Annotated in this window: 15 protein-coding genes; 6 read left to right on the top strand and 9 right to left on the bottom strand. The window is 65.9% G+C overall.

Features of this window, described 5'->3' with window-relative positions; genetic code table 11:
* Positions 1-83 precede the first annotated feature (83 nt).
* Positions 84-332: an AbrB/MazE/SpoVT family DNA-binding domain-containing protein gene (locus BTO02_RS27780; RefSeq protein ID WP_075160310.1), complete on the top strand. Its 249-nt coding sequence runs from the start codon at positions 84-86 to the stop codon at positions 330-332.
* Positions 326-646, top strand: coding sequence for a type II toxin-antitoxin system PemK/MazF family toxin (locus tag BTO02_RS27785; protein ID WP_075160311.1), 321 nt, complete (start codon positions 326-328; stop codon positions 644-646). The genes BTO02_RS27780 and BTO02_RS27785 overlap by 7 nt, the downstream gene beginning before the upstream one ends.
* On the opposite strand, the gene mdcH is transcribed toward BTO02_RS27785, so the two are convergent.
* From mdcH to BTO02_RS27825, 8 genes are read right to left on the bottom strand one after another with little or no spacing between them, the layout of a single operon-like run.
* Positions 647-1585, bottom strand: coding sequence for a malonate decarboxylase subunit epsilon (gene mdcH, locus BTO02_RS27790; protein WP_075160312.1), 939 nt, complete (start codon positions 1583-1585; stop codon positions 647-649).
* Complete coding sequence (locus tag BTO02_RS27795; RefSeq protein WP_083615533.1) at positions 1582-2355, bottom strand: malonate decarboxylase holo-ACP synthase; 774 nt, start codon at positions 2353-2355, stop codon at positions 1582-1584. The genes mdcH and BTO02_RS27795 overlap by 4 nt, the downstream gene beginning before the upstream one ends.
* Positions 2355-3173: a biotin-independent malonate decarboxylase subunit gamma gene (gene mdcE / locus BTO02_RS27800; RefSeq protein WP_075161450.1), complete on the bottom strand. Its 819-nt coding sequence runs from the start codon at positions 3171-3173 to the stop codon at positions 2355-2357. Before mdcE ends, BTO02_RS27795 begins: the two co-directional genes overlap by 1 nt.
* A 2-nt stretch (positions 3174-3175) precedes the next feature.
* On the bottom strand, positions 3176-4069 hold the full coding sequence (locus BTO02_RS27805) for a biotin-independent malonate decarboxylase subunit beta (RefSeq protein ID WP_075160314.1): 894 nt from the start codon (positions 4067-4069) through the stop codon (positions 3176-3178).
* On the bottom strand, positions 4069-4416 hold the full coding sequence (locus tag BTO02_RS27810) for a malonate decarboxylase subunit delta (RefSeq protein WP_075160315.1): 348 nt from the start codon (positions 4414-4416) through the stop codon (positions 4069-4071). The genes BTO02_RS27805 and BTO02_RS27810 overlap by 1 nt, the downstream gene beginning before the upstream one ends.
* On the bottom strand, positions 4404-5384 hold the full coding sequence (locus tag BTO02_RS27815; protein ID WP_075160316.1) for a triphosphoribosyl-dephospho-CoA synthase: 981 nt from the start codon (positions 5382-5384) through the stop codon (positions 4404-4406). The genes BTO02_RS27810 and BTO02_RS27815 overlap by 13 nt, the downstream gene beginning before the upstream one ends.
* Before the next feature lie 4 nt (positions 5385-5388).
* Entirely contained in the window at positions 5389-7086 is a 1698-nt protein-coding gene (mdcA, locus tag BTO02_RS27820) for a malonate decarboxylase subunit alpha (protein WP_075160317.1), read from the bottom strand.
* Positions 7040-7876 carry a GntR family transcriptional regulator gene (locus BTO02_RS27825; protein ID WP_083615414.1) on the bottom strand — a complete coding sequence of 279 codons (837 nt, stop codon included), beginning with the start codon at positions 7874-7876 and terminating at the stop codon, positions 7040-7042. Before BTO02_RS27825 ends, mdcA begins: the two co-directional genes overlap by 47 nt.
* 227 nt (positions 7877-8103) lie before the next feature.
* Between BTO02_RS27825 and BTO02_RS27830 the strand changes: the two genes are divergently transcribed.
* The 3 genes from BTO02_RS27830 (at position 8104) to BTO02_RS27840 (ending at position 11074) form a co-directional block, all read left to right on the top strand.
* On the top strand, positions 8104-9411 hold the full coding sequence (locus BTO02_RS27830; RefSeq protein WP_075160318.1) for an MFS transporter: 1308 nt from the start codon (positions 8104-8106) through the stop codon (positions 9409-9411).
* A gap of 220 nt (positions 9412-9631) precedes the next feature.
* A complete protein-coding gene (locus BTO02_RS27835) occupies positions 9632-10321 on the top strand; it encodes a hypothetical protein (protein WP_075160319.1) in 690 nt (229 codons plus the stop codon).
* A gap of 75 nt (positions 10322-10396) precedes the next feature.
* Positions 10397-11074, top strand: a complete 678-nt coding sequence (locus tag BTO02_RS27840; protein WP_075160320.1) for a methyltransferase family protein — start codon at positions 10397-10399, stop codon at positions 11072-11074.
* Positions 11075-11148: 74 nt separating this feature from the next.
* Here BTO02_RS27840 and BTO02_RS34515 read toward each other — a convergent pair whose 3' ends face one another.
* The gene (locus tag BTO02_RS34515; protein ID WP_156884002.1) at positions 11149-11358 is read right to left on the bottom strand and encodes a hypothetical protein; all 210 of its coding nucleotides are present in this window, start codon (positions 11356-11358) and stop codon (positions 11149-11151) included.
* On the opposite strand from BTO02_RS34515, the gene hutC reads away from it, so the two are divergent.
* Positions 11357-12106, top strand: a complete 750-nt coding sequence (gene hutC, locus BTO02_RS27845; protein ID WP_442953509.1) for a histidine utilization repressor — start codon at positions 11357-11359, stop codon at positions 12104-12106. The genes BTO02_RS34515 and hutC overlap by 2 nt on opposite strands.
* Positions 12107-12172: the final 66 nt, after the last annotated feature.

Genomic DNA, 12172 nt, shown 5'->3' on the forward strand with positions numbered 1-12172 from the left:
GTCGTTTGGAAATGCTATGTTGTAGTAACTTTGTGCTTACTTTTTACTCCGGCCCACTTAACATTTTTAGTCGAGGCAAGGCCATGAAAACGACGATCCGCAAGATGGGTAACTCGCATGGTGTGCTCATTCCGAAACCGATTTTGGCCCAGCTGGGACTGGAGGACGAAGTGGATATGCAAGTGGAAGGGAACGCGCTCGTGCTGCGTCGGCCGCAGAAAAAGGCGCGCGAGGGCTGGGCCGAAGCAAGCCGATCCGTTACCGCGGGCGGAGGCGATCGTCTCGTGCTGGGCGAATTCCCGAATGCGGGCGACGAGGGGTTCATATGGTAGAGCGCGGCGAGGTCTGGCTAGTTGCGCTGGATCCGACCGCCGGCAGCGAGATTCAGAAGATGCGGCCCTGCGTGGTCGTGTCGCCGCCGGAACTGAATGAACACCTGAACACGGTCATCGTCGCGCCGATGACCACCGGCAGCAAGGCGGCGCCGTTCCGCGTCGGCCTTACGTTTGCGCGCAAACGGGGGCTGATTCTGCTCGATCAGATCTGCACGGTCGATAAAGATCGATTGATCAGGAAAGCGGGGGCCATTTCCGATCAGGCGCTAGCGTCGACGCTAGCGGGGCTGCAGGAAATGTTTGTTGACTAGCTAGCCGCCAGCGTCGATGCGGCGCCTGACCGTCGCCACCAGTCGATCGAACGCGAGCGTGCTCGCAGGAAGCGCCACCGTATCGGGAAAGTGTTCGCGCGCGATGTCGGTCAATACCTGGCCCGGCGGCGCTTCGAGTAATACGCGTGCGCCCATTTCGACCATCGCCGTCAGCGCATCGAACCACCGCACGGTATGGCGCATGTTGGTCACGAGGTCGTCGCGAATCGCATCGGCGGTATGCAACGGTCGGCCACCGCGATTGCCGATATAGACGCTTTGCGGTGCATGGAACGGGATATTGCGCGCGTAGTCGGCAAGTTCGTCGGCGGCGGCGCCGAGCAGTTCGCAATGCGACGGCACGCTGACCGCCAGTCGCGTGGCCTTGCGCGCGCCGGCGGCAAGCGCGGTATCGATGAACGCGTCGAGCGCGTCGTTCGCGCCCGCGACGACGATTTGCCGCGGTGCGTTCACATTGCCGACGAACACGCGCGGTTGCCCGTCACGCGTGACTTGTGCAGCGAGCGTCTCGATCTCGTGCTCGGTCAGTCCCGCGATGGCCGCGAGTCCATAACCGGCCGGGTAGGCGCTTTCCATCAGTTCGGCGCGCTTGCGAACGAGACGTACCGCATCGGCGAATTCGAGTGCGCCGCAACAGACTGCCGCGGCATAGGCGCCGACCGACAGCCCTGCGCTGAAGTCGGCTGTCAACCGTTCCACAGCCAGCGCACGCGTGATCGCCACTCCGGCCACGACCATACCGATTTGCACGGCAACGGTCGATTGGAGGGCGGCGCGATTATCGAGCGTCAACACATCGAAGCCGAGCACATCTGACGCTTCGGCGAGGGTCGCGTCGCTCGCGGGGTGGACGGGAAGCTGATGCAGAAAGCCTTCAGTCTGCGCGCCTTGTCCGGGAAAGAGGAGGGCGAGCGTCATCGTATCGCGGCCCCGTCATCGCACGTCGATGGAAAGATGGAAAGCTGCTGCGACCTCGATGCCTTGCTTGCCGACGACGAGCCTGCCGTCGCGGCGCCGCTCGCCGCGGCCCACGGATCGCTCAGCAGCGACGCGCCAGCATTCGCGCGCACCATCACAGACGACTTTCCCGCAGCAAGCTCGGCCAGTGCGACACCGCCGGCCGGCGTGTCGAGCTGCGCATCCACCCGCACGCCGAGCCGCTGCGCGAGCACGAGCAGTTCGGCAAGCAACTGACCGGCCGCGGCGCGGTCGAGTCGTTCAGGCGCGCGAACAAGCAGATCGAGGTCGCTTGATCCATTGACCGTGGGCACGCCGGTCGCGAGCTCGAAGCCGGCGCTGCCGGCCGGCCCCCAGACATACTGTCCGAGCGAGCGAGGCGCACGACGGAGTTCGGCCAGCATGAAAAATGCGGGCAGCGGTTCGCGCCCCGGCACAGGTTCTTGCGTGACGAGTGCTTCCGGCGGCACTGCAAACTCGACATCGCCGTCTTCGACCCACGTACCGTACCGTTGCGCCCGGCTCGCGCCGCGTATGCCGACCGCGACGGAACCCGGCGCCGACGGCGCACGTCGCACGACCGCGAACGGCGCCCGCAGCAACGCCTCGCGAACCCATACAGGCTCGCTACCATGCAGCGGGACGCGATGCAGCCGCAATATGTCGTGCGGCTGCCAGCGCGCATGACCGCAGTTGCGGCCATCGCCGGGCGGCAGCGCAACCACCATCATCACGCCGCATCCCACTGGGCAGCGAGCCGCCGCCGCACTTCAATCGACGCGGCGCGCGTCTTATGCGCGGCCGCGGACTCGAGACGATGCGACAACCCGCGCGTCTTGTCCGCACGTGCGTCGCGTATCGAATCCGCAAGAATGCCGCGCACGCGTTCGATATGCGCGCCGCTCGGCGCATCCGCATCGATGTCGCCGATCAGCGTATCGAGCAGCCCCAACCTGGCAAACGACGCGATCGAATACGACATCGGCACGATCGTTTCGCCAAGCTTGTCGAGCTCATCGACGGTACGGCGCGTCACGCGCGCCGCGGCTTCCTTGCCCATCGCATGGACGAGCGTGCCGGGCGCATCGAGTGCGAGAATCCGGTTCGCCTGATAGCCGTGCGCGAGAAACGCGCCCGACATCGCCGGCCCGACGATCAGCGCGATCACCGGATGCCCCGCGTCGCGCGCGGTCGCATAAGCATCGACGCCAGCCGCGCACGCGAGATGCACGCCGAGCATCTCTTCACGATAGCCATACGCCTGGCTTTTCACATCGACGATCGCGACAATCGGCCGCTTGTTCGCGGTATTCGCGTCTTGCGCAATCGCATCGCGCACCGCACGCGCGAGCAGCCATCCCTGTTCGAGTCCGACCACGTTGTCGACGGCGCGTGGAAAGCGATTGTCGGGATCCGGCACGACCGAGACGAAACGTGCGAGTTCGTCGCCGAGCATCGCGTCGCCGCTCCAAACCGGTGCTTTCGTCGCCGGTTCGCCGGCCAGCGCGTGGAACCAGCGCGCGCCGCGTGTCAGTTGGGTATCGGTCACGGTCACTCCTTGCGCGTCGCAGTCGACGCATGGGCTGGATGAGATGCTTCGGCGCCGAACACCGCGCGCATCGTTTCGGGCGTCACGGTTTGCGGATCGATCGCGGCGAGCCGCGCGAGGTACGTGTCGACCTGCTCGCTGCGATGTGCGGCGGGCAGGCCGCGTGCAAAGGCGTCCAACACGGCGCTGCGCACCGCGACGACATCGTCTTCGACGAGGCTGTCCGCGAGCCCCGTCGCCGCACGTTGCTCGCCGCCGATCAGTTGCCAGATGCGGCGTTTGTCGCTCGAATCGAGCTCTTCGATACCGGCTTCCTGCTCGATCACTTCAGGCCCGTTCATGCCGAGCCGCCCCTGTTTCGTGACGACGAGGTGCGAGCACAGCGCCGCGGCCAGCGACATGCCGCCGAAGCAGCCGACCATGCCCGCGATCACGCCGACCACCGGCACGTACCGGCGCAGGGCGACGATCGCGGCCTGCATCTCGGCGATCACCGCGAGCCCGAGGTTGGCCTCCTGCAGCCGCACGCCGCCCGTTTCGAACAGCACGACCGGGCGCACGATCCGGCCGCGTTCGCAGTCGCGCAGCGCGAGTTCGAGCGCGGCGGCGAGTTTGCTGCCCGACACCTCGCCGATGCTGCCGCCCTGAAACGCCGATTCGAGCGCGGCAACCACGGCGGGCTCGCCGTCGATCGTGCCGCGCGCGATCACGGCGCCATCATCGGCCTGGCAGACGATGCCTTGCAGCGGCAGCCACGGCGATTCGATGCGGTCGAACGGACCGAGCAGCTCGCGGAACGTGCCGGGGTCGAGCAGGGCGCGCACGCGTTCGCGCGCGGGCAATTCGATAAAGCTGTCCGCAAGGACCGGCGCAGCCTGAAGCGCGGCAGTATTCATCACGCACCTCCCCGAGCACCCGAAGTACTACCTTGGGCGCCACCATTCGCCGCGCCGGCATCGATTGCTTCGATCGCTTCCGCCAGCCTCAACGCAACCACGCCCGGCGTCGCGCCGAAATCGTTGATCTCGATATGCGCCGCGCCGTCGTAGCGCTGGAAGAAGCGATCGAGCACGCTTTTCCAGATATGGCTATACCCGTCGACGCTCGTGCGCACGTCGACGGTCGCCGTCATCGAGGCAGCGGGCGACAGCAGCACTTCGAGGTCGCCGGACCCGACCACGCCGACATGCGCGCGGGCCGTGAGGGCGCGTTGCGCCGGATACTCGAACGTCAGGTGTTCCATGAGGCGGTACTCCCGGTGAAGTCTTGACGAGACAGTTTGTCGAGAAAGAGTGTCGCGGCGAGCAGATCGGCCGCGCCACCCGGAGAGGCGTTCAGCGCGACAAGCGCGCGATCGAGTGCGGCGAGTGCGGCGCGCCCGCCGTCAGTCGAGCTGCCGCCGGCCGCCAGCACGCGGCGGGCACCCTGCTGGCCGGCCCGCAGGCCGGTCAGGCCGGCGCGATGCAACAGGCAGGTGTCGTCGAGCGAGGCCATGATGGCGAGCAGTGCGTCGACGCGCGCCGATGTCTCGTCGATGCCCTGTGCGCGTGCCCGGAAGAGCGCCGGCAAACCGACGTCGAGCGCATGCGGAAAGCCGTCCTGTGCTTCGCGGCGCGCACCGCCGACCTGATAGCGCACGCGCACGCGTTCGCCGTTGCTGTCGGCGGGCGCGGCAAAGCGATCGGGGAAGCAGGCAATCTGCGCGCCGAACGAGCAGACTGCGGCGGCGTCGGACGCCGCACCCGCGGCGCGCACGACGGTCCGCGCCGCCACGCCGCTGATCGCCGCGCCCGCGATCATCAATCCGATAATCCAGATCGCGCCGCGATGCGCGTTGCTGCCGCCCGTCGCGCGCATCATCGTCTGTTCGCCGCTGCGGCCGATCTGTGCGAGCTCGGCGCGCAGCGTCGCCGACGGCGTGCGTTGCCGCGAAGCGCGCGCGAGTGCTTCGAAGGTCGCTTCGAGCGCACGCGCCGAACGGCGCATCGTCGGCAGATCGAGATCGCGATGCGCGCCGCTGCCGCGCCCGTCGACGAGCGCGGGCTTCGGCGTCAGCTCCGCTTCCTCGATCAGCGATTCGACGGCCAGCCGCGCCAGCTGCGCATCGGACAGCACGCTGTGCGCCGCGGCGCACGCGTTGCCGCCGCCGCGCTTCGCGCAGGTGGACGAAGCGCCCGCTACCGCCGCTCTCAGTGCCGCAGTCGCAGTCATCGCGTCACCAGCTTCTGAAGCGTGCCGGCGGCGCGTACAGGCCGCCCGACCACGTGACGAGATCGTCGATGCTGCGCGCCGCCAGCAGCGAGCGTTTCGCATCGCCGCGCCGGATACCGAGATCTTCGGGATAAGCGACGATGCCGCGCCGGCGCAACTCGGCGGTTTTCTCGGGCTTCGCGCGCAAGCCGATCGGCGTGACGCCGGCCACGGCGGCAATGGCCGCACGCCGTTCGTCGATGCCCTCGGCCTTGTGCAGATGCGCAATGCCTTCTTCGGTGACGACATGACTCACGTCGTCGCCGTAAATCATCACGGGCGCGATCGGCATGCCGCTCTTCTTGCCGACGGCGATCGCGTCGAGCTCGTCGACGAAAGTCGGCTCGCCGCCTTTCTTGTACGTCTCGGCCGTTTGCACGACGAGCTTCTGGCCGCGGGCAACCGGTGCATCGCCCTTGAGCAGCTTGAGCCACGCATCGCTCGCATGACGCCGGCCGCGCGGATCGTGACCCATGTTCGGCGCGCCGCCGAAGCCGGCCAGACGTCCGCGCGTGACGGTCGACGAATTGGCGTCGGCGTCGATCTGCAGCGTCGAGCCGATAAAGAGGTCGACCGCGTATTGCCCGGCCAGCTGGCACAGCACGCGGTTCGAGCGCAGCGTGCCGTCGCTGCCGGTGAAGAACACATCGGGCCGCGCTTCGATATACGCTTCCATGCCGACTTCGCTGCCGAAGCAGTGCACGCTGTCGACCCAGCCCGATTCGATCGCCGGAATCATCGTCGGGTGCGGATTGAGCGTCCAGTGGCGGCAGATCTTGCCGCGCAGGCCGAGCGATTCGCCGTACGTGGGCAGCAGCAGTTCGATCGCCGCGGTATCGAAGCCGATGCCGTGATTCAGCGACGTCACGTTGTACGGCTCGTAGATGCCGCGGATCACCATCATCGCAGTGAGCACCTGCAAGTCGCCGATATGGCGCGGATCGCGCGTGAAAAGCGGCTCGACCGCGAACGGCCGGTCCGCTTGCACGACGACGTCGACCCATGAAGCCGGGATATCGACGCGCGGCAGTTTGTCGACGATCTCGTTGACCTGCACGATCACGATGCCATGCCGGAATGCGGCGGCTTCGGCGATGGTCGGCGTGTCTTCGGTATTCGCGCCGGTGTACAGATTGCCGTGCCGGTCGGCCTGCTCGGCGCACAGCAGCGCGACCTGCGGCGACAGGTCGACGAACATCCGTGCATACAGCTCGACGTACGTGTGAATCGCACCGATTTCGAGCTTGCCGTCTTCGAGCAATTGCGCCACACGCAGGCTTTGCGGTCCCGCGAACGCGAAATCGACCTTATGCGCGATGCCCTTTTCGAACAGCGTCAGATGCTCGGGCCGGCTGATGCTCGAGATCAGCAGATGCACGTCGTGCACTTCGGCGGGATCGATCTTCGCGAACGAGCGCGACAGGAAGTCCGCCTGCTTCTGGTTGTCGCCTTCGAGCACGACACGGTCGCCCGGGCGAATCAGGGCCTGCAACGCATCGACGATACGCGTGGTGGGCAGCACGCCGTCTTCTTCGAGCCACGGAGCGATTTGCGCAAGACGGCGGGCCTTCTCGTCTCGCCGCGTGGTCCACGAGCGGGCAGGCGCCGCGTTCGCGCTAGCCGTCGTCGCGATCAGACGGTTGGGTTCGAGTCGCTGGTTCATCGGCAGGGGTACTCACGGATGGAGAGGTTGAAACGCGCGCGCGTTTCGCGCGCGGCTTGCGCTTGTGTGCCGTTTCTTCGGTCTTTGCGCGGTCGGTCAGAAAACGGTAGATCAGCTCCCCGGTGCCGATCAGGTGGGCGGCGACAAGCGATTGCGCAGCCGCGACATCGCGGCGCTGCACCGCGTCGAGCAATTCGACGTGTTCGTGATCCGATTCGCCCTTGTACTCGGGAAAACCGAACTTGAGCCGCAGATAGCGTTCGCCGCGGCGGTGCAGATTCGCAATCATCTCGCAGAGCTGCGGACGCCCGGCGGGCGCATAAAGACTCATATGAAACGCCTCGTTGCGCGCCACGTAGAGCGACGGATCGGGTTCACGCTCCGCAGCTTTGCACAACCTGGTCACTTCGCGCAGCGAAGCGGCCGTGTGCCGCGCAATGGCAAGGCCGAGCGCGAGGCTTTCGAGCGCGGAGCGAATCTCATAGATCTCGCGCGCTTCGTTCGCGGACAGCGGCGCGACCGTCGCGCCTTTATGCACCTCGACTTTCGCCCAGCCTTCGCTTTCGAGCTGGCGCAGCGCCTCGCGCACCGGAATCGCGCTAACCGAAAAGTGACGCGCGATCGCGTCCTGCCGCAGCGGAGCGCCGGGCGCGAGCGTGCCTTCGACGATGGCAGCGCGCAGCGCGTCCGCGATCATGCGCGACGCGCTCGAGCGGGGCGCGCCGGCGGTGGGCAGGAACGGCGCGGCGGGCGCGTCCTCCAGGGGAAAACCATTGGTTGCGGTGTTCATGATGGCATATATTATATATAAAAATGCAAGTTTTCCAGCCGGAAAAACCCGCGAAACGCCCGCCGCAGTAAGGCGGGCGTGGCTTTTTGAAAAAACGTTCCGGCGGAGAAAACCAAGGGGCCTGGCGCGCGTGCTGCACTCTCGTTTCAGCTTGCGCAATACCACCGCGCATTTCAACCGCACGCATTTCGCACATTGAAACCGCAGTATCTGGAGGAGCATGACTGATGGATTCAGTAACCGATTCCGACCGCGCCGTTGCCGCGCGTCCACGCAAGACGCCGCTCAACCGCTCGCAGATCGCCGGCTTCTGGGGCGCATGGGCGGGCTGGACGCTCGACGGCATGGACTCGTTCATCTACGCGCTGGTTCTGACGCCGGCGCTCACCGAACTGCTGCCGCGCTCGGGCTACGCCGCGACGCCCGCAAACGTCGGCCTTGCCGGCTCGATCCTGTTTGCGTTGTTCCTCGTCGGCTGGGGGCTGTCGTTCATCTGGGGGCCGATTGCGGACCGCTTCGGCCGCACCAAGGTGCTGGCCGCCACGATCTTTACGTTCGCGATCTTCACGGGTCTGTCGGCCACCGCGCATAACGTGTGGGAGCTGGCCATCTACCGCTTTATCGCGGGAGTCGGCATCGGCGGCGAATGGGCGCTCGCGGGCACGTATGTGGCCGAAGCGTGGCCCGAGGACCGCCGCAAGATGGGCGCCGGCTATCTGCAGACCGGCTATTACGCAGGCTTCTTTCTTGCCGCCGCGCTCAATTACACGATCGGCGTGCACTTCGGCTGGCGCGCGATGTTCCTGACGGGCGCGGTGCCGGTGTTCATCGCGATCCTGATCCTCACGCGCGTGAAGGAATCGGAGAAGTGGCAGAAGGCCGAGTCGAAAGCGGTGCAAACGAAACCGATGCGCGAGATCTTCTCTCCTGCGTACCGGCGCCGCACGTGGGTCGCCTGCGCGTTGCTGACCATCGCGATCATCGGTTTGTGGGCCGGCGCAGTCTATGAGCCGTCGGCGGTCATCCAGCTCGCGACGCGCTCCGGCATGGACAAGATCGCCGCGACGAAGATGGCCTCGCAAGCGACCGGTCTGCTGTCGATCGGCACGATACTCGGCTGCCTCGTGCTGCCGCCGATGGCCGAGCGCATCGGCCGCAAGTTGACGCTCGCCGTGTATTTCGCGGGCATGGCGGTGACCATCGCGCTGAGCTTCGGCTGGGCGTTCTATCTGCCGAACGGACTCGCGCCGTTTATCGCGATTCTGTTCGTGCTGGGCTTTTTTGGCGGCAACTTCGCGCTGTTCAGCCTCTGGCTGCCCGAGCAGTTCGAAACGCGCGTACGGGCGACGGCCTTCGCGTTCTGCACGTCGATTGGCCGTTTCGTCGGCGCGGGCGTGAACTTCCTGCTCGGCGCCGCGGTACTCAACATGCATACGCTCGGTGTTCCGGTCGCGCTGACGGCGATTGCATTCGTCGTCGGTCTCTTCATTATTCCGTTCGCGCCGGAGACCAAAGGCAAAGTGCTGCCGCAGTAATCTGCACTGCTGGCCGGTATCTTGCTCAAGGCGCGCGGTGACATGCCGCGCGCCTTTGCGCTTCCGGGGGCCATCTCCGGCTTTCTCATCGTGCGCTCGCCGGGCACAAAAAAAGCTCGCCGAACGCGCACTGCCGCCCGGTGTCGAAGCCGACAATGAAGTCGACCTGAGCAACGCGCGGCCATTCGATGCGCGCAGCAATCCGATGAGGAGGAGCAGCATGAACCGACGCATTTTTTCCGCGGTGGTAATCGCAGGCGCAGCCGCAACCGCACTGGCAAGCAGTGCCTCGTACGCGCAACTCAATCTCAAGCAGTTCGGTATTGGCGGCGGCGACGGTTCGTCGGGCAACGCCGCAACGGGCGCCGCGTCGGCGGGCGGCGTGTCGCAATTGCTGCAGAACTACGTGGGTGCGAACCAGCAGGTGCTGGCCGGCCAGTCGAGCCTCGCTTCGGCGATGGGCATGTCGGGCGCCGCAGGGCAGGCGCAGCAGGCCGCGGGCCTGTTGAGCGGCGGCACGCCGTCGGTCAGTCAGTTGACACAGGTCGGCAGCACGCAGCAGTCGCTGTCGCAGCAACTGACGCAGGCCTTCGCGAACGGCGGCGGTGCGTCGCCGTCGGGCTCGATCGACAAGCAGGCGTTCTCGAGCGGACTCGAATCGCTCGGCAAAGGCGTGAGCCAGTATTCGAGCCTGCAGTCGAGCCTCGGCAGCGTCGGGCAGATGAACCCGACGTCGCTGTTGCAGTCGGGCCTCAATCCGCAGACGGCGCAGGCCGCGTCGTATATCGCGCAGTCCGCGCCCGGGCAGTTGCAGTCGCTCGCGTCGACGCTTTCGCAGGCCGTGCAGTTCGCGACGAGCCATGGAATCAGCGTGCCGTCGATCGCCAACTCGGCGCTCAAGGGATTCTGACGAACGCTAACGAGCGCGCGCGACATCATCCGTATTCTTGCGCTTCAAAGGATCCGCACCGACAGGGCTCACGCCATGATTGCGCGGCTGTTTATTCAAACCATCGTCTGGCTCCTCGTCATGGGCGCGGTGCTGTTCGCGTCCGCGGGCACGCTCGCATGGCCGTTTGCATGGTTCTATCTCGTCGAAGTCGGCGTGCTCGGTCTGTGGCTCGGCGTATGGCTTGCGCGGCACGATCCGGCCTTGCTTGCCGAACGCATGAGCATGTTCATGCAGCCGGCGCAAAGCCGCTGGGACAAACTTTTCATGCTGTGCGCGGGCATCGGGTGGTTCGGCTGGCTCGTGTTGATCGGCATCGATGGCGGGCGCGTGCATCGATTGGACATGCCGCTCTGGCTCAACGTGTGCGGGGCGGCTGCCGTTTGCGTCTGTATCGTCGCGACGCGGTCCGTGTTCCGTGCGAACAGCTATGCAGCGCCGGTCGTGAAGATACAAACCGAGCGGGGCCACAAGGTCAGCGATAGCGGACCGTATGCGTTCGTGCGCCATCCGATGTACACCGCCGCGAGCCTGTACCTTGCCGGCACGCCGCTGATGCTCGGCTCGTGGTGGGGCCTCGCGTGCGTGCCGTTGATGATCGGCGGTCTCGGCTACCGCGCGGTGCTCGAGGAACGCACGCTGATCGACGGGCTAGAAGGCTACGCCGACTATGCGGCGCGCGTGCGCTACCGGCTCGTGCCGCATGTCTGGTGACGCGAGAAGGACGCGCTCGGCCGACAAGGCGTCGCGGCAGTCAATCCGGCGGGTGCCGCGCCGTGGCGCCTGCGTCACGAATCGTTCATATTGCGCAGCGCGAAAATTGACCGCGCGGCAAATCGTGGATAATGCTGCGCGAAATGCGCGATCAGGGCGCGCCGCCGACCGGCGGCGAGGTTCGATCCAACGTCGCGGCCGAACTGCCGGCCGTCCGGTTTACCCACCGGATTGACGAAAGCGAGAGGCGCATCAAACCCACGAGGTCGAAACAAAATGAACATGAACAGTCAGGCCGAAGCCGTTTGCGCACGCGCGGCGCACGCTAACCCGCTGCTGGCGCAGACGATGCCCGCCTATGAGCAGATCAAGCGCTACGTGCTGGCGCGCATTGCCGAGGGCGCGTGGACACCCGGCGCGCCAATTCCTTCGGAGACGGAACTCGTCAAGCAATTCGGCGTTGCGCGCATGACGGTTTCGCGCGCGCTGCGCGAACTGACGAACGAACGTGTACTGACGCGCGTGCAGGGCGCGGGCACCTATGTGGCGCCGCCACGCTATGAATCGACGGTGCATGCGGTTCGTAATATCGCCGATGAAATCGCCGCACGCGGCCATCGGCATTCGGCGCATGTGCTGATGCTCGAAGCAAGCGCTGCGCAAAGCGCGCTCGATGCGCTCGGGCTTGACGAGGGGCCCGTGTTCCACTCGCGCATCGTGCATTGCGAAGAGGGCGCGCCGATCCAGTACGAAGACCGCTTCGTGAACCCGCGCCTTTTTCCCCAGTATCTCGAGCAGGACTTCACGGTCGAAACGCCGAACCAGTATATGGTGCGCGTCGTGCCGATCCAGCGCGCCGAGTTCGAGATTCACGCGCAAAAGCCCGAGGCGCAGGTGCGCCGTCACCTGCAGATGGAGATGGGCGAGCCCTGCCTGATGCTGTGGCGTCGCACATGGGTCGGCGCCGAGATTGCGACGTCGGTGCAGTTGTGGCATCCGGCGTCGCGCTTTCACCTTGCTGGCGCGCTTTAGATTTCCGCGTTGCACGTCCTGCGTGCGAGCCGGCTTTGGTACCTCGCTTCAAAGCCCGGTATCAAA

Origin of the sequence: Paraburkholderia sp. SOS3 (genome assembly GCF_001922345.1) — a bacterium.
Classification (GTDB): Bacteria; Pseudomonadota; Gammaproteobacteria; order Burkholderiales; family Burkholderiaceae; genus Paraburkholderia.

Excerpts from the sequence above, each read along its gene's own strand:
- mdcH (WP_075160312.1), bottom strand. The coding sequence starts at position 1,585 with ATGACGCTCGCCCTCCTCTTTCCCGGACAAGGCGCGCAGACTGAAGGC.
- BTO02_RS27830 (WP_075160318.1), top strand. The coding sequence starts at position 8,104 with ATGGATTCAGTAACCGATTCCGACCGCGCCGTTGCCGCGCGTCCACGC.
- BTO02_RS27815 (WP_075160316.1), bottom strand. The coding sequence starts at position 5,384 with ATGACTGCGACTGCGGCACTGAGAGCGGCGGTAGCGGGCGCTTCGTCC.
- hutC (WP_442953509.1), top strand. The coding sequence starts at position 11,357 with ATGAACAGTCAGGCCGAAGCCGTTTGCGCACGCGCGGCGCACGCTAAC.
- BTO02_RS27805 (WP_075160314.1), bottom strand. The coding sequence starts at position 4,069 with ATGAATACTGCCGCGCTTCAGGCTGCGCCGGTCCTTGCGGACAGCTTT.
- BTO02_RS34515 (WP_156884002.1), bottom strand. The coding sequence starts at position 11,358 with ATGTTCATTTTGTTTCGACCTCGTGGGTTTGATGCGCCTCTCGCTTTC.
- BTO02_RS27840 (WP_075160320.1), top strand. The coding sequence starts at position 10,397 with ATGATTGCGCGGCTGTTTATTCAAACCATCGTCTGGCTCCTCGTCATG.
- BTO02_RS27785 (WP_075160311.1), top strand. The coding sequence starts at position 326 with ATGGTAGAGCGCGGCGAGGTCTGGCTAGTTGCGCTGGATCCGACCGCC.
- BTO02_RS27780 (WP_075160310.1), top strand. The coding sequence starts at position 84 with ATGAAAACGACGATCCGCAAGATGGGTAACTCGCATGGTGTGCTCATT.
- BTO02_RS27810 (WP_075160315.1), bottom strand. The coding sequence starts at position 4,416 with ATGGAACACCTGACGTTCGAGTATCCGGCGCAACGCGCCCTCACGGCC.
- mdcA (WP_075160317.1), bottom strand. The coding sequence starts at position 7,086 with ATGAACCAGCGACTCGAACCCAACCGTCTGATCGCGACGACGGCTAGC.
- BTO02_RS27835 (WP_075160319.1), top strand. The coding sequence starts at position 9,632 with ATGAACCGACGCATTTTTTCCGCGGTGGTAATCGCAGGCGCAGCCGCA.
- BTO02_RS27825 (WP_083615414.1), bottom strand. The coding sequence starts at position 7,876 with ATGAACACCGCAACCAATGGTTTTCCCCTGGAGGACGCGCCCGCCGCG.
- BTO02_RS27795 (WP_083615533.1), bottom strand. The coding sequence starts at position 2,355 with ATGATGGTGGTTGCGCTGCCGCCCGGCGATGGCCGCAACTGCGGTCAT.